The sequence below is a fragment of the Chryseobacterium sp. FG46 genome, from assembly GCF_057809135.1.
In genome coordinates this window covers 269491-286112 of record NZ_JBMDJJ010000003.1, presented here as the reverse complement: position 1 = coordinate 286112, position 16622 = coordinate 269491, and the positions used below count along the sequence as shown (strand labels likewise).

Sequence of the window (16622 nt, the reverse complement as noted above, 5' to 3'; positions counted from 1 at the left end):
TTTTGCAACACAGCCAATTTGCTTCGTTGCAATTTTGCCTTTTAATCAAACCATTTCATTTATTTGCCTCAATTAAGTTTTAAACCTCAACAGCTGTCTTGTTGGGGTTTATTATTGATGTCTTTCGACCATTTTTACGAGCAGTTCATTCAAACGTATACGAAGGCTTTCTGGTTCCAGAACTGTAGCATAGTCGGCAAAAGTGATGACCCAGCGGGGAAATCCGTCACTGATCCATTCTGTTTCAAAAGTGAGTTCCATCCCATGTTCGGTTTCTACTTCTTCTATCAATCCGTAATATTTTTTAGAATTTACCAGGTGAGACATTATTTTTTTATCTACTAAAAGTCTGGCTCTGACTTTATTTCCATTGGATTTTTTACGGTAATCATTCACCTGCCCATATTCCTGCAGGAAAGGATTCTGTGTTTTTGAAATTTCCAGAATTCTGTCGATACGAAATTGTCTGAAATCTTTTCTCAAGGTACAGTATGCCATGATGTACCAAATATTAAATTCGAAAAACATCCCGACTGTTTCAATAATTCTGTTGCTTACTCTTTCATCTACGGTCTTATATCTGATATTAAGCTGGGTTTTCTCCGCAATGCTTTCGAGAATGATAGGAATCACATTTTTCAGTGAGTCGCCCGAATCCGTATGAAAGCTGAAAACATCAATCTGCTTTTCTATATTTTTTATCAGATTTTTATCAGAATATTTCAGTACCGAACGTACTTTTTCCATTGCTGCCTGATAATGATTCCCTAAGCTTTGGTGGGAAAATTTCTGCATCAGCTTTTCAGCGGTAATGAAACTTAACACTTCTTCTTTGGTAAACATAATCGGAGGAAGTTTATACCCTTCCATTAAAGAATAGCCGTTTCCTGCTTCTCCAACAATAGGAATACCCGCATTTTCCAGGGTTTTTACATCACGGTAAATGGTTCTGATACTTACATCAAACTTTTCAGCCAAATCCTGTGCCCGAACAACAGGTTTCGACTGTAATTGGGTAAGGATAGCCGTTACCCTATCGAGTTTTTTTAGATAGTGATCGTTCATGATACAGCAAAGCTAAAATTCTTTTTTGAGGTATAGGTTATAAATTAGGTCTGCTTTTGAGTTTAGTTGTCTTTAAAAGTATTCACCAGTTTATCAAGATTCAGACTGCGGGCGGAGGCATCAAAAATTTCACGGTAAGTTCCTTCTTTATTGTAGAGTTCATCATGAGTTCCATTTTCAACCACTCTTCCTTTTTTCATCACATAAATGATATCTGAATCCAGAATCTGTGAGAGTGAATGGGAAATGATAATCACCGTTCTTCCTTCTTTTATGGCATCCAGAGAGTTTTTGATCTGTTCTGTGGCAATGGCATCCAGACTGGCTGTCGGTTCATCCAGAAAGATGATTGGAGGATTTTTAAGGAACAGTCTTGCAATGGCAATTCTCTGCTGCTGTCCTCCTGAAAGCTGAGTGGCATCATGCTGGTATTTTTCAGGAAGATCCATAATCTGGTCATGCAGATAAGCTTTTTTTGCAGCTTCCTGAATTTCTTCAAAACCCGCATTCATGTCTCCATAACGGATATTATCTTCTATGCTTCCCTGAAAGATATGATTTTTCTGAAGTACCAACCCAAGATCGCGTCTCAGAAAAGTATTGTCATATTCATTAAGATTTACTCCATCCAAAAGAATTTCTCCGGAATCCGGAAGATAAAATTTACACAAAAGATTGATCACCGTTGATTTTCCTGCACCGCTCAATCCTACCAAAGCTGTAGTTTTTCCGTTTTCAATTTTCATGGAAACATGATGTAATGCTTTTGTACCGTTGGGATAAGTAAAGTCAACATTTTTCAATTCAAAAGTTCCTTTGATTTCTTTTTCTACAAAACTTCCGTTGGATTCTGTCTCATGATCTGCATTCAGAATATCGAAATATCCTTCGGCATAAATCATAGCATCGTTCATATCATCATAAATCCTGTGAAGCTGTCGGATAGGCGCTGAGACATTGTTAAAAAGCATAATATGAAGCATGATTGCACCGATGGTCATTTGCTGATCAAGCACCAGATAAACGGTTAAAAGAATAATCAAAACTACGCCGAACTGCTCAATGAACGTTTTTAACCCATCATAAATGAAATTGGTTCTTCTTGTGATCATCTGGCTTTCCATCAGCTCCATCTGAAGGTCGTATTGTTTTTTACCTTCAAATTTTTCCCGGACAAAACTTTTAATGACCATAATAGAATTGATCAGGTTCAAAAGTCCTGATGTCTTCTTTTCTCTTTGATTTCTAAGCTGGCGTCTCACTCCGCCCAGCTTTTTGGCCTGCAGGGAGCTGATGTAGAAATAAATCGGAACAATAATGGTAGAAACAAGTCCCACATAGACATTCTGCATGTACATAATGATCAGGGCAATAATGGCATTGGAAAAAAGAGGCAGGATATCAATAAAAAAGTTCTGAACCAATCTTGTTAAACTTTCTATTCCACGGTCTATTCTGATCTGTAATTTTCCGGACTCATGGTTTTCATCATTAAAATAAGCAACTCTGTAGGTCAAAATCTTATCAATGGCTGACTGTGCCAGCACGGAGCTCACATTAATCCTTATTTTTTCGCCATAAAATTTCTGCCCGAAGTTGATGAAGATATTCAACAGTTCTTTTCCCAGTAAAATAATGGAAATAATAATGAGAATATGAATTCCCTCTGACATCGGATGTGGAAGATGCGTAAGTTTGGTGACTTCATCCACTGTGTATTTCAGAACAATCGGGTTAACCTGTGCTGCGAGAGCTCCCAGAAAAGTAAGAAACAAAGTTCCGTAAATCATGGGTCTGTAAGGTCTGATGAAGGGGACAAGCTGTTTATAGATTCCGAATAAGGTAACGGTTCTGTTAAAAGGTTTAGCCATAGAAATCATTTTAAATGAAAAACGTACCGCTTTCAAAAGAAAAAGGTACGAATTATTATTAAACCGATCATCTAAGATTTATTTAAAAATCTTTCAATGTACCGTCGTTATTGATATATTTGAATTGATAGTTTGAATCAATTATCTTCCCTCCTATTTGTACAAAAGATCCCCACATTCCTGACCAATCTTCAAAATCATTTTCCTCAGATGTATCCCAACGGATTACTGTTGAAAATTCATGAAACTTTACATTCACTATAATACCATATTCATTATCCAAAAAAACCTTGGTTCCTACTTGAAAATCTTCATATTTATAAGGATCATTCATTTATCCTTCAAACAAATAAGTTGTAAGGTAATGCAGTTCTTTTCTGCTAGCTTCTTTAGACTCTGCTCCTGCCTGTTCTAAAGAGTATTGGGAATTGATTTCTTTTTTCTGCAAAACAAATGAGTTGTTGGCATTCTTATCCACTACCTCATTAAAAATATGCTCAATTTCAGAATTCGCTAAGGTAGCAAAGCTGACCTCTTCAAAGCCATGTAATAATCTAAGATCATCAAACTGACTGAAGTTTTCATTGACAAATCCCTGCAGCTGTACTTTTGAATCAAAGTTACCAGCCCAGATATTGTAAGCGTATTTCTTCTTTTTAGGTTTATCCAGAATACTTTGATAGACGAAGTTTTCACCCAGATAGGCTTCTCTTACCTGTGGATCATTGGCAAGGTCTTCCGGAAGTCCTTCTTTCAGGATCTTTCCTTCAAACATGATATAGGTTTTATTCGTAATTGCTAAAGTCTGCTGTACGTTGTGGTCGGTAATCAGAATTCCAATATTTTTATCTACAAGACTTCTTACAATTTTCTGGATATCTTCTACGGCAATCGGGTCTACCCCTGCAAAAGGTTCATCCAGAAGGATAAAGTTCGGGCTTGTGGCAAGACAACGGGCAATTTCTGTTCTACGCCTTTCTCCCCCGGAAAGAAGATCTCCTCTGTTTTTACGAACGTGCTGTAAAGAAAACTCTTCAATCAGCTCATCACATTTGATCTGCTGTTCACGTTTTGAAAGCTTGGTCAGCTGTAATACGCCCATGATATTTTCCTCTACAGATAGTTTTCTGAAAACCGAAGCTTCCTGAGCCAGATATCCGATTCCTTTTTGAGCACGTCTGTACATGGCATCGGTAGTAATCTCCTGCTTGTCCAGAAAAATTTTCCCTGAAGTAGGCTTAACCAACCCTACAATCATATAAAACGATGTGGTTTTTCCTGCTCCGTTCGGACCCAGCAAACCAACAATTTCTCCCTGTTGAACCTGTACAGAAACGCCTTTTACAACTTTTTTAGGACCGTATTCCTTGATTAAGTTTTCTCCTCGTAAAATCATAGGGCAAATATATCAAAAATATAAACTTCACTTATAGGTTAATATCAACTTGTTTACGTTAAATGCAAACTTATTCATTTACAATCCATTGTAACTTTTCATCATTTTAATCTACTCATCGTAAAACATATCAATCAATTATAAATAGTAAGAAATGGAAAATTACGGGTATACAAAAACAGAAAATGTACAAAACCAGCAAAGCAATGTTCCTTATCGTTCGGAAAAGAAAATCCCTGCCGCTTTATTGGGAATTCTTGTGGGATGGCTTGCATTAAATAAATTTTATCTGGGTTATACAAAAGAGGGAATCATTCAATTGGTTCTGAATGTTGTTACTTTAGGAGCTGCCTCCATCATTCCTTTTATCGAAGGTATTTTATATCTTTTTATGAGTGATAAACAATTCGATGATACGTATGTGTATGGAAAAAAAGGCTGGTTATAAGAATTATAAATATCATCATAAAAATTCCGGCTGTTCTTTTCAGAACAGCCGGAATTTTATTTTAATACACGCTATTTTATTTATTCAATAAGATAGCTGCTTCTTTTGCAAAATATGTAAAGATCATATCTGCTCCTGCTCTTTTGAAACATGTCAAGCTTTCAAGGATCGTTTTATCATTATCCAGCCAGCCGTTTTGAGCAGCAGCTTTTACCATGGCATATTCTCCACTTACATTGTATACTGCGATGGGAAGATCAATGGCTTCACGTACTTTGGAAACAATATCCAGGTAAGGAAGTCCCGGTTTGATCATGATTACATCGGCTCCTTCATCAATATCTTTAAATACTTCATTCAGGGCTTCACGGGTGTTGTGAAAATCCATCTGATACGTTTTTTTATCTTTCGGAATTTCCATATCATCTTTTGGAGCACTGTCTAAAGCGCTTCTGAAAGGCCCATAGAAAGAACTTGCATATTTGGCAGCATAGCTAACAATTCCTACATCTGTAAATCCGCTTTCTTCCAATGCTTCACGGATAACCATTACTCTGCCATCCATCATATCACTTGGTGCTACAAGATCTGCTCCTGCTTCTGCATGCGATACTGACATTCTTGCCAGTGCTTCATTGGTAGCGTCATTTAAAACTTTTCCGTTTTCAATGATTCCGTCGTGTCCGTAGATTGAATAAGGATCTAAGGCTACATCCGGCATTACAATCATTCCCGGAACGGCATCTTTAATTGCTTTGATGGTGTTCTGCATCAATCCGTCTTTGTTCCAGGCTTCTTTTCCTGTATTGTCTTTCAGATGTTCTGACACTTTCATGTACAAATTGACAGCTTTCACTCCCAAAGAAAATAATTCCTTACATTCCTTCACTGTTAAATCTATACTCCGCCTAAAAATTCCCGGCATAGACGGGATTGCCTCCTGCTTGTTTTCGCCCTCCATTACGAAGATCGGCATTACAAAATCATCAGTTGTAAGCACATTTTCTCTTACCAGACTTCTGATAGATTCATTAACTCTAAGTCTTCTATTTCTTGAATGTATCATTTTTGGAATACTTTTTGAATAAGTTTCTACAAATTTAATATAAGTTCTACAATAAACTATTGTATGAAATTGTAGAATTTGTTACATTTGTTACATATATTCGAGAAATTATAAATTTGATGAAAAAACTTTTACTTTTATTTCTATTTGCAGGCACTTTTGTTGGGTTTTCCAACAATTTAAAAGCTCAGCTAAGAGAGCCGGCTTCCACCACTCAAAAGGCGGATGATGGTGTATTGCTTGCCTATCCAAATCCTGCAAAGGATTTCCTTATCATTAAGGCAAAAGATTCTTCTTTAAGAATCAAAAGCGTGACTTTTTATTCAATTTTGGGTATGCAGGTCGCCAATTATACGGTGAATATGAACTCCGGAGAGATTAATATTGAAAAATTAAAGCCCGGAAAATATATGATCCGATATATTTTAAGTGACAACACGCAGAAAGTTACTCAAATCGTGAAACAATAAATTAAAATCCTGATAATCATCAGGATTTTTTCTTTTACATTAATTCTGTTTTAATATTTCCGTAACTTTCGGGACTTTTTCATACTAATAGTAAAAAAGAACAATTTAATGCTAAAAGCTGAACATATTAAAAAGACCTATAATGCCGGAAAAAAGGTCGCCCTGGATGATTTTAGCATCCATGTTCCAAAAGGCAGTATTTATGGCCTTTTAGGTCCCAACGGAGCCGGAAAAACTTCTTTTATCCGTATTATTAACCAAATTACTCAGGCAGATTCTGGAAAAATCCATATCAATGGTGAAAAACTGAACCCAGGCCATATTAAAGATATTGGCTATATGCCTGAAGAAAGAGGACTGTACAAAAACATGACTGTGGGTGACCAGATTCTCTATTTCGGGGAACTGAAGGGAATGAGCAAAAGTGATGCTTTGAACGAAGCCAAAAAGTGGTTTGAAAAACTGAACATCGACCAATGGTGGAAGAAAAAGCTTTCCGAACTTTCTAAAGGAATGGCTCAAAAAATTCAGTTCGTGGTAACCGTTCTTCACAGGCCTCATCTTTTAATTCTTGATGAACCTTTTTCAGGTTTCGATCCTGTGAATGCCAATTTAATCAAGGATCAGATCATTGACCTTAAAAATAACGGAACAACCATCATTCTTTCTACCCACAGAATGGAAAGTGTAGAAGAAATGTGTGATTATGTTGCGTTGATCAACAATTCAAAGAAAATTATTGACGGAAGGGTTTTTGATGTAAGGGAAAAATTCAAGAAAAATATTTTTGGAATTACGCTTTCTGAGGTAAGCAGTGATCAGTTTGAAAATTTCAGAAACAAATATGAGATATTCAACCTATCCAATGAAAATAATCTTGTTTCTTTTGATCTGAAAAATGAAGAGAGCCAGAATAATGTTCTTCTGGATCTTGTACAGGTAGGTAAAGTGAGATCATTCGACGAAAGAATTCCCAGTATGAATGAAGTGTTTATTAATGCTGTAAGTAATCATTCTTAATTTTATGAATAATATTTTTTTAATTACCAAAAGAGAGTTTCTTACCCAGGTTAAGAAAAAGTCTTTCATCATATTAACTCTTCTTGCCCCTGTCTTGATTATTGCTTTCGGAGCAGTTGTAGGATTAATGTTTAAGGCGAATGAATCACACAGTATCATAGAAGTGGTTGATAAGAGCGGATTGTTTACCAATCAGCTTAAATCTAATGATAAATTAAACTACGTTTTTGTTTCTGCAGCGGATGAAAAGTCCAAAATTAACAATTTAAAAGGAAATGAATCTATGGACGGCATCCTGATTCTTCCTGAATTGAAAAATCAGAATTTTGATGGCCTTGAAAAGGAAACCCGACTGATTATCAACAGTAAAATAGGTTTTGATACAAAACAACAAATTGTATCTGATATCAGCAATGTTGTCCGAAAAGAAAAAATAAAGCAACTGGGTATTCAGGAAACTCAATTAAATGATCTTGATAAAAACTTTACTTTAAAAACCATTAATGTTTCGGATAACAATAAAGAGGATTCTGATCTTGCTTTTGGAGTGAAATCCGGATTAAGTATGGTACTGATGTATGTTACTTTTATGTTCATCATTATTTATGGGGTAAGGGTAATGCGAAGCGTGCTTGAAGAGAAAAATAACCGTGTTGTAGAGATCATTATTTCTTCTGTAAAACCTTTTGAACTGATGATGGGTAAAATTCTGGGAGTAACCATGGTTGCACTGACCCAGTTTTTGATCTGGATTACCATGTCTGTTATTGGCGCATTGGTACTCAATACAGGGTTCTCTCCTCTTCAGAAGAATATTCCGGGTGGAAATGAAGAGATTGCAAGTAAACTGGATATGGGACAGCTTGCGACTCAGATTTCACACAGTTTACTGGAGCTGAATTTTCCGTTAATCATCTTTGTATTCATCGTATTTTTCCTTTTAGGATATATTTTCTATAGTTCTATTTATGCAGCTATTGGTTCTGCAGTGGATAACGAAACAGAGACACAGCAGTTTACTTTATTTGCTATTTTACCATTAACATTAGGAATGTATGGAAGTTTCACATTGATGAACAACCCGGAAGGTCCTTTAGGCTTCTGGTTATCCATCATCCCGTTTACTTCACCGGTTGCCATGATTGCCAGAATTCCGTTCGGAGTTCCTGCATGGCAGATTGCTTTGTCTATTACATTATTGTTGCTAACCACTATTTTCATGATCTTCCTTGCCGGAAAAATCTATCGTGTAGGTATTTTAATGTATGGGAATAAAGCTACGTTAAAAGAGCTTTGGAAGTGGATTAAGGGGTAAGAAGTAAAAAGACCAACTGATCAATACCTTTATTTTCTTAAGGTTTGTAATAAAAAAATCCCGGAAATTGAATTTCCGGGATTTTTTTTATTCTGAAATATTCTATTTGAATATATAGCTTAAGGTAAGTGCAATGACCTGTTCTGATTTTTTCTTATCAGTACCCTTGGTTTCTTTTTTAAGACCAGGATAAGTATCACTAAGACCTAAGTCGTATTTTAAGGCTACTTCAAGTTGTCTTTTGTAGCTATATCCTACTCCCAGCCCAAGTCCCCAGTTAAAACTGTTCGCCTTACCATTAACGCCTGCCGGCTGGTTAGGATCAGTAACATCCGGATCATAATAAGGTCTGCTTACAGGAGCATCTTTAACGTTCTGGCTCAGCAAGAAGTTAAATCTAGGTCCTATTAATCCAAAGAATTCTGATTCTGCTTCAGAAAAATATCCTTTGAAATAAAGAGGCACACTCAGGTAGTTATTAGCATATACTGCGTCATAACCGCTTACACCTTTAGCATCCTTATCTTTTCCTGTTTCTCCTGCACCATAGTACTGAACTTCAGGTTGAATAAAGAATTGGTTTGCCTTTCCTACGGGGATCAATGCCAAAGCTCCAGCCTGGAAAGTGTATCTTGGGCCTGAAGGATTGTGGGCGTTCGATACTCTGGAGTAGTTTAAACCTCCTGTTACTCCAAATCTTGTACTTTTCCACTGCACCTGTGCGAATGATAAAGCAGAAAGCATTAAAGCAGAGGCTAATAAAAGTTTTTTCATATGTTGTGGGTTTTATATTATCCTAGAATTTTAGCTACAGTAGCACCAATATCAGCAGGAGAATCAACAACGTTGATACCGTTTTCTCTCATGATTTCCATTTTTGCCTGAGCTGTATCTTCAGCACCACCTACGATAGCACCTGCGTGTCCCATTGTTCTTCCTTTTGGAGCAGTTTGTCCAGCGATGAAACCTACAACAGGTTTAGTAGATCCGCTTGCTTTGTACCATCTTGCAGCTTCAGCTTCAAGACCTCCACCGATTTCACCGATCATTACAACAGCTTCAGTTTCAGGGTCGTTGATAAATAGCTCTAAAGCTTCTCTTGTAGTTGTTCCGATGATTGGATCACCACCAATACCGATTGCAGTAGAGATACCGTAACCTGCTCTTACTACCTGGTCAGCAGCTTCGTAAGTAAGAGTTCCTGATTTTGAAACGATCCCTACTTTTCCTTTTTTGAAAACGAAACCTGGCATAATACCAATTTTAGCTTCTTCAGAAGTAATGATTCCAGGGCAGTTTGGTCCGATTAATCTGCAGTCTCTGTCCGCGATATAAGATTTTACTTTTACCATATCAGCTACAGGAATACCTTCAGTAATACATACAATTACTTTGATTCCTGCTTCAGCAGCTTCCATGATAGCGTCTGCTGCGAATGCCGGTGGTACGAAAATGATACTTACGTTAGCTCCTGCTTTTTCAACAGCGTCAGCTACTGTATTAAATACCGGTTTTCCTAAGTGCTCGCTGCCTCCTTTTCCTGGAGTAACACCACCTACTACGTTTGTTCCGTATTCAATCATCTGACCAGCGTGGAAAGTTCCTTCGTTCCCTGTAAATCCTTGTACAATTACTTTAGAATCTTTGTTTACTAAAATTGACATTTTATTGTTGTTTTAATTTATTTATTATTTTATTAATGCTCACAAATTTACTTAAATTTCTTTGATTTTGGATAAAACCTTTGGAATTGTTTATTTGAGATTTCTCAGTTTTACTTCTTTTTTCAGATAAGTTTTAAAATCTTCTGCAAACATCCCGATATAGGTTCCTTTTTCAAGATCTCTGTTTACTCCTGTTTTTCCCAAAATTACAGATCCTGCCTCTATTTTATTGCCGGAAGCGATTCCTACCTGTCCCCATAATGTCACTTCATCTCCGATGATACAGCATCCTGCAATTCCCACCTGAGAAGCAATCAGACATTTTTTCCCGATAACGGTATCATGTCCGATCTGAATCTGGTTATCCAAAACGGAACCTTCTCCAATGATGGTAGAGTCTGTAACTCCCCTGTCAATGGTACAGCCGTTACCGATCTCTACATTGTTTTCAATGATAACATTTCCCACAGAAATCAGACGATCAAAATTTCCATTTAATTTTCTGTAATAAAATGCATCACCTCCTAACACTGTATTGGACTGGATAATGACGTTATCACCAATTTCCGTACGGTCACCGATTACAACATTAGGGAAGATAAGGGTATTTTTCCCGATTTTCACATTATTTCCGATCACTGCTGAAGAGTGAATCTTTGTACCCTCTCCTATTTCCACGTCGTGAAGTTCTTCCGTGAAATTATAGATTCTGGTAAAATGGGTATTGATTTTATTAAAGTCTCTGAAAGGATCATCAGAAACCAAAAGTGCCTTGCCTTCCGGAGAGTCTACTTCTTTATCAATTAAAATAATAGTGGCTGCAGAGTTTAGTGCTTTGTCATAATATTTAGGGTGATTCACAAAAACGATATCACCTGGTTTTACCATGTGAATTTCATTTGTTCCCAATACTTCAAAATCTTCCGGCCCTACAAATGCTGAGCCTATTAAATCTGCAATCGTTTTAAGCTTTTGCGGAGAATGGAATCTCATAACAATAGATTTTCTTATAAAACAAAATTCGGAGTGCTGATGCAAACCGAATTTATGTAAATTTTATTTATTCTTTTACTCTTTCTAAGTAGCTGCCGTCTTCAGTGCTTACTTTAATTCTGTCTCCCGGTTCAATGAACAAAGGAACCATTACTCTTGCTCCTGTTTCAACGATTGCGTTTTTAAGGGCATTGGTTGCCGTGTTTCCTTTTACACCCGGATCAGCTTCGATAACATCAAGGTATACTGATTGTGGAAGTTCAGCAGAAAGTGGAGTTTCATCAGCCTCTTTCAAAATGATGGTTACTTCTTCACCAGCTTTCATAAACTGAGAGTTCTCAATCATTTCTTTATTGATGTATAGCTGAGAAAAGTCATCATTGTTCATGAAGTGGAATCCGTTCTCATCATCATACAGGTACTGGAACTTTCTGGTGATTACTTTTACTTCATCAATTTTGTGCCCAGCAGAGAAAGTATTATCAATTACTTTACCGTTAGTCACTGATTTTAATTTTGTTCTTACGAAAGCAGGTCCTTTTCCTGGTTTTACGTGAAGAAACTCGATTACTTTAAAAATATCGTTGCTATATTCGATGCAAAGACCTTTTCTGATATCGTTACTTGTTGCCATTAATATATATTATCTTTTTTTACTTAAATTGTATTGGCTGGCAAGCAAACAGGCAGATTTGCAAATTTGCTTTTTAGCATTTCTCTTAATTACTATCTTTACCGGTTCCGTATCCTTTTACGATACCTCTTGGTGAGTTTTGAATAAACTGTAAGATTTCATCTCTTTCAGCCGTTGGAAGCATTTCTTTTTCAATATGGGAAATAGCCTGGGAAACGTTCATCTTCATTTGGAAGATTGCTCTGTAGATTTTCTGAATTTCAAAGATCTTTTCATTCGTAAATCCTCTTCTTCTTAAACCAACAGAGTTGATACCAGCATAAGACATCGGCTCTCTTGCTACTTTTACGTAAGGTGGAATATCTTTTCTTACCAAGGTACCTCCCGAAATCATTACATGTTTCCCGATTTTACCGAATTGGTGAACTGCTGATAAACCTCCCATTACGGTATAATCACCAATTTCCACATGTCCTGCAATACCACAGCCGTTTACAATGATAACGTGATCTCCAATAACGCAATCATGGGCAATATGCGAAGTAGCCATAATAAGGCAGTTCGCTCCTATTTTAGTATATCCCAAAGCCTTTGTCCCTCTGTTTACGGTAACACACTCTCTGATTGTTGTGTCATCACCGATAATTACCTGGGTATCTTCACCATCAAATTTCAGATCCTGAGGAATTGCAGATATTACGGTACCGGGAAAAATCCTACAGTTTTTTCCTATTCTTGCACCATCCATAATGGTTACATTAGGACCAATCCATGTTCCTTCTCCTATTTCTACATCCCCTGCAATGGTAGTGAAAGGTTCTACGATTACATTTTTGCTGATTTTCGCACGTTTATCAACGGCTGCTAATTGATGAATCATTTAATCAACTTTATTTTTTGCAACTTGAGCCATAAGCTCTGCTTCTACTGCCACAGTGTCTCCTACATATCCATATCCCTGCATATGAACAATTCCTCTTCTGATAGGCTCAATCAATTCAATTTTGAATATAAGCGTATCTCCTGGAATTACTTTTCTCTTGAATTTCACCTTATCAATTTTGATGAAATAAGTAGAATAGTTTTCAGGATCCGGAACGCTTGCCAATACAAGAATTCCTCCTGTCTGTGCTAATGCTTCTACCTGAAGAACTCCAGGCATTACAGGTTCTTTAGGGAAGTGTCCCACGAAGAAAGGTTCGTTCATGGTTACATTTTTCAAACCTACAACGTGAGAGTCTGAAAGTTCAAGAACTTTATCAATCAATAAGAACGGAGGTCTGTGAGGCATAAGCTTCATAATTCCGTTGATATCGAATACTGGTTCTTTTGTCAGGTCAAAATCCGGAACATTTTTCTTTTTCTGCAATTTCCACTGGCGGTTTAGTTTTTTTGCAAACTGGGTATTCACATAGTGTCCCGGTTTGTTGGCTATAACTTTACCTTTTATTTTTACTCCTGCCAGAGCAAGGTCACCAATTACATCCAGTAATTTGTGTCTTGCTGCTTCATTAGGATAGTTTAAATTAAGATTATCAAGAATACCGTTTGGTCTGATGGATACATTATCTTTTCCAAAGGCTTTCTTTAATTTTTCTGTTGTTTCAGGAGTAAGATCTTTATCTACATATACAATAGCATTGGAAATATCTCCACCTTTGATCAAACCATGATCTAAAAGCATTTCCAATTCATGCAGGAAGCTGAATGTTCTTGCTGATGAGATTTCGTCTTTAAATTCTGAAATATTTTTAAGAGTAGCATTCTGAGTACCTAATACTTTAGTCCCAAAATCTACCATAGTAGTAACTTCGTAAGTATCTGAAGGAATGATGGTGATTTCCGAACCTGTAGCCGGATCACTGTACGTAAGAACTTCTTTTACCACAAGATATTCTCTTGCAATGGTTTGTTCTGCTACTCCAACACTTTCGATTGCTTCCACAAAGTATTTTGAGGATCCATCCAAAATAGGAGGTTCAGAGGCATCCATTTCTAAAATTGCATTATCAATATCGCAGCCAACAAGGGCAGCCAAAAGATGTTCGCAAGTGGTAATTTTTACCCCTAATTTTTCTAATGTAGTTCCTCTTTCAGTTGCTACAACATAATTTACATCAGCTTCTACCTGAGGATGTCCCTCCAAGTCTGTTCTTACAAATACAAAACCTGTATTTTCTTTAGCAGGTTTAATGGTCAGTTTTACTTCTTTACCGGTATGAAGGCCAATTCCAGAAAGAGTTACCTCTTGCTGAAGTGTTTTTTGCATATCACTCATTAGTATTATCTTTTGAGTTATTCTCAAGATTATTTATTCTATTTACTATTCCAGGTAAGTTCCTGAAATGAACATAACTCCTTAAATAGTCATTGTAACTGATTGCGGGTGAACCATACAATGTTTCTCTGTCATTAACACTAGAATTCACGCCACTCTGAGCCTGAATTTTCACCTGATTTCCTATTTTGATATGTCCTACAACGCCTACCTGACCACCAATCTGGTTCCAGTCACCGATAGTTGTAGAACCAGCAATTCCTGCTTGTGCAGCAATTACGTTGTTCTGACCAATTTTCACATTGTGGGCAATCTGAATCAAATTGTCAATTTTGGTTCCTTTTCCGATGACAGTAGAGCCAATGGTAGCTCTGTCAATACTACAATTTGAACCAATTTCTACATCGTCTTCAATAATTACATTTCCAAGCTGTGGTATTTTTTTGAAGCCTTCAGCTGTTGGCTGGAAACCAAAACCATCACCTCCGATTACGGTATTGGAATGAATTACACAGTTATCTCCAACAATACAGTAGTCGTAAATTCTGGCACCACTGTCTATCTTACAGTTTTTACCAATTTTCACTCCTTTTCCTATATATACATGTGGATAGATCTGTGATCCTTCCCCTATCTTAGCTTTCTCGGAAACATAGGTAAATGCTCCGATATAGGCTTTATCACCTATGACCGCTGAGTCATGAATAGATGAACCATTCTCAATACCTTCTTTTCTTCCCTGCATTTCCTGATATAAATTCATCAGAATCTGAAAAGAAAGATAGGCATCCTTTACAACGATTAAGGTAGGGTTATAATGATTTTTCTCCAGAAGTTTTTCCGAAACGATGATAACAGAGCATTTTGAGCTGTCCAAAAAATGAGAAAACCGATCTTGTGCTATAAAAGAAAGATGTCCTGATTCCCCATTTTCAATTGGTGAAACTCCCGTAATAAGTGCATTCTCGTCACCTATTATTTTTCCGTCAATAAAACTTGCAATTTGCGAAGCTGTAAATTCCATATTCTGCAAAGATAAGAAATTCTATAATTTGCAAACATGTTTTAGTTTCAGATCGTAAATTTTAATATTCTTTAAGAGTCCAGTATGGAGATATCTCTTGGAAACATAAGGATATAGCGGGTTGTTTTATTTACAATCAACCCTGATAAAAGCTGATCTTCCGACTCATGCAGCTTTGTTCTCCTGCCATTTTTATGCAGTAAATAGATGGGTTGTTTCTCTGCATGATAAGGCAGTAATTTTCTTTTAATTTCATGAACCAATTCATTACCATTATCAATTCCGAAAAGTTCATTACTCTTTTTTATTTTTTCATCAATTATTTCCTGGTCAAATGGATGTGATGAAATAATGGTTTTAGGCAGATTTCTCTGAATTACACATTGACACCAATACGACAAAACAAAGTCATCCGAATTCTGCCATTCTTTCATTGCCTGGATCACATCATTGTCATCAAGTTTTGTAAATCGTTCTATATCTTCATCCGTTGCAGCACTCTTTTCACGGTATAAGAAATATTGCAGATTATCCGTTGCGGGAAGTTTTGCTCCCTGAGAAATCAGATACTTTGCTCTTTCAAGGATTTTCACCAAAAGAAACTCTGCCAAAGCTGACGTTTTATGATAATATACCTGCCAGTACATAAACATTCTGGCTGTAAGGAAATTTTCAATGGAATAAATCCCTTTTGCATCAATTACCAGTTCGCCTTCTTCACAGACATTCATCATGGAAATAATTCTCTGCGTATTAATATTTCCTTCAGACACTCCTGTAAAAAAGCTGTCTCTTTTAAGATAATCCAAACGGTCAACATCCAATTGGGAGGAAATCAATTGGTTGAAAAATTTTCTGTGATATTTCCCCTGAAACATTTCAATCGCCATTGAAAGCTGGCCTTCGAATTCCTCATTAAGCTTGTTCATCAACAGCAGAGAAAGATTTTCATGATGCCAGTCATCCATCAGCATACTTTCAAGGGCATGGGAAAACGGACCATGACCAATATCATGCATCAGAATGGCCAGCATTGCTCCTTTTTCTTCTTCCTCAGAAATTTTCACTCCTTTCTGCTTCAATGTTTCAAGAGCGGTAAACATCAGATGCATTGCTCCAAGAGCATGGTGAAACCTTGTATGGGTAGCCCCTGGAAATATCAGATTCAAAAGCCCAGTCTGCCCGATTCTTCTTAATCTCTGAAAGTAGGGATGCTCAATGATATCAAATAAAATTTCGTGTGGTATTTTTATAAATCCGTGAACGGGATCGTTGATGATTTTTAGCTTATTCTGCATTGAAACGTCAGTATTAGTAAACAAAGTTAGGCATTTTAAAGTTTAGCCTTTCATTAAATTACTATTAAAATATTGGGATA

At 36.7% G+C, this 16622-nt stretch carries 16 protein-coding genes and 1 pseudogene; 4 read left to right on the top strand and 13 right to left on the bottom strand.

All coding sequences use genetic code 11. The annotated features are described in order from the left end of the window. Positions 1–111 precede the first annotated feature (111 nt). The 4 genes and pseudogenes from ACODR7_RS04230 to lptB form a co-directional block, all read right to left on the bottom strand. The gene (locus ACODR7_RS04230; protein ID WP_488837515.1) at positions 112–1065 is read right to left on the bottom strand and encodes a helix-turn-helix transcriptional regulator; all 954 of its coding nucleotides are present in this window, start codon (positions 1063–1065) and stop codon (positions 112–114) included. Positions 1066–1127: 62 nt separating this feature from the next. After that, positions 1128–2855 carry an ABC transporter ATP-binding protein gene (locus ACODR7_RS04225; protein ID WP_488837549.1) on the bottom strand — a complete coding sequence of 576 codons (1728 nt, stop codon included), beginning with the start codon at positions 2853–2855 and terminating at the stop codon, positions 1128–1130. A 163-nt stretch (positions 2856–3018) separates the two neighbouring features. Then, positions 3019–3270 carry a hypothetical protein gene (locus tag ACODR7_RS04220; RefSeq protein ID WP_488837513.1) on the bottom strand — a complete coding sequence of 84 codons (252 nt, stop codon included), beginning with the start codon at positions 3268–3270 and terminating at the stop codon, positions 3019–3021. Between the two features lie 336 nt (positions 3271–3606). Next, a pseudogene (gene lptB / locus ACODR7_RS04215) lies at positions 3607–4332 on the bottom strand (LPS export ABC transporter ATP-binding protein); the annotation flags it as partial. A 154-nt stretch (positions 4333–4486) separates the two neighbouring features. Here lptB and ACODR7_RS04210 point away from each other — a divergent pair. Further along, a complete protein-coding gene (locus ACODR7_RS04210) occupies positions 4487–4780 on the top strand; it encodes a TM2 domain-containing protein (RefSeq protein ID WP_047434469.1) in 294 nt (97 codons plus the stop codon). 76 nt (positions 4781–4856) lie between these two features. Here ACODR7_RS04210 and hemB read toward each other — a convergent pair whose 3' ends face one another. After that, a complete protein-coding gene (gene hemB, locus ACODR7_RS04205; protein ID WP_488837511.1) occupies positions 4857–5846 on the bottom strand; it encodes a porphobilinogen synthase in 990 nt (329 codons plus the stop codon). Between the two features lie 119 nt (positions 5847–5965). Between hemB and ACODR7_RS04200 the strand changes: the two genes are divergently transcribed. The 3 genes from ACODR7_RS04200 (at position 5966) to ACODR7_RS04190 (ending at position 8651) form a co-directional block, all read left to right on the top strand. After that, complete coding sequence (locus ACODR7_RS04200) at positions 5966–6316, top strand: T9SS type A sorting domain-containing protein (protein ID WP_488837509.1); 351 nt, start codon at positions 5966–5968, stop codon at positions 6314–6316. 108 nt (positions 6317–6424) lie between these two features. After that, positions 6425–7336, top strand: coding sequence for an ABC transporter ATP-binding protein (locus tag ACODR7_RS04195; RefSeq protein ID WP_488837507.1), 912 nt, complete (start codon positions 6425–6427; stop codon positions 7334–7336). A gap of 4 nt (positions 7337–7340) precedes the next feature. Continuing rightward, the gene (locus ACODR7_RS04190; protein WP_488837505.1) at positions 7341–8651 is read left to right on the top strand and encodes an ABC transporter permease; all 1311 of its coding nucleotides are present in this window, start codon (positions 7341–7343) and stop codon (positions 8649–8651) included. A 102-nt stretch (positions 8652–8753) separates the two neighbouring features. On the opposite strand, the gene ACODR7_RS04185 is transcribed toward ACODR7_RS04190, so the two are convergent. From ACODR7_RS04185 to ACODR7_RS04150, 8 genes are all read right to left on the bottom strand, one after another. Continuing rightward, positions 8754–9425 (bottom strand): porin family protein, encoded by a 672-nt coding sequence (locus ACODR7_RS04185; protein ID WP_488837503.1) that lies wholly within the window; start codon positions 9423–9425, stop codon positions 8754–8756. 17 nt (positions 9426–9442) lie between these two features. After that, complete coding sequence (gene sucD / locus ACODR7_RS04180; RefSeq protein WP_002977143.1) at positions 9443–10315, bottom strand: succinate--CoA ligase subunit alpha; 873 nt, start codon at positions 10313–10315, stop codon at positions 9443–9445. A 90-nt stretch (positions 10316–10405) separates the two neighbouring features. After that, positions 10406–11308 (bottom strand): UDP-3-O-(3-hydroxymyristoyl)glucosamine N-acyltransferase, encoded by a 903-nt coding sequence (locus ACODR7_RS04175; protein WP_488837501.1) that lies wholly within the window; start codon positions 11306–11308, stop codon positions 10406–10408. A gap of 67 nt (positions 11309–11375) precedes the next feature. Continuing rightward, entirely contained in the window at positions 11376–11942 is a 567-nt protein-coding gene (efp, locus tag ACODR7_RS04170) for an elongation factor P (protein WP_076596574.1), read from the bottom strand. Positions 11943–12027: 85 nt separating this feature from the next. Further along, positions 12028–12822, bottom strand: a complete 795-nt coding sequence (lpxA, locus tag ACODR7_RS04165) for an acyl-ACP--UDP-N-acetylglucosamine O-acyltransferase (protein WP_488837498.1) — start codon at positions 12820–12822, stop codon at positions 12028–12030. Then, complete coding sequence (locus tag ACODR7_RS04160; RefSeq protein WP_488837497.1) at positions 12823–14220, bottom strand: bifunctional UDP-3-O-[3-hydroxymyristoyl] N-acetylglucosamine deacetylase/3-hydroxyacyl-ACP dehydratase; 1398 nt, start codon at positions 14218–14220, stop codon at positions 12823–12825. Next, on the bottom strand, positions 14213–15244 hold the full coding sequence (gene lpxD / locus ACODR7_RS04155; RefSeq protein ID WP_076596577.1) for a UDP-3-O-(3-hydroxymyristoyl)glucosamine N-acyltransferase: 1032 nt from the start codon (positions 15242–15244) through the stop codon (positions 14213–14215). Before lpxD ends, ACODR7_RS04160 begins: the two co-directional genes overlap by 8 nt. 71 nt (positions 15245–15315) lie before the next feature. Next, a complete protein-coding gene (locus ACODR7_RS04150; protein WP_488837494.1) occupies positions 15316–16542 on the bottom strand; it encodes an HD domain-containing protein in 1227 nt (408 codons plus the stop codon). Positions 16543–16622 lie beyond the last annotated feature (80 nt).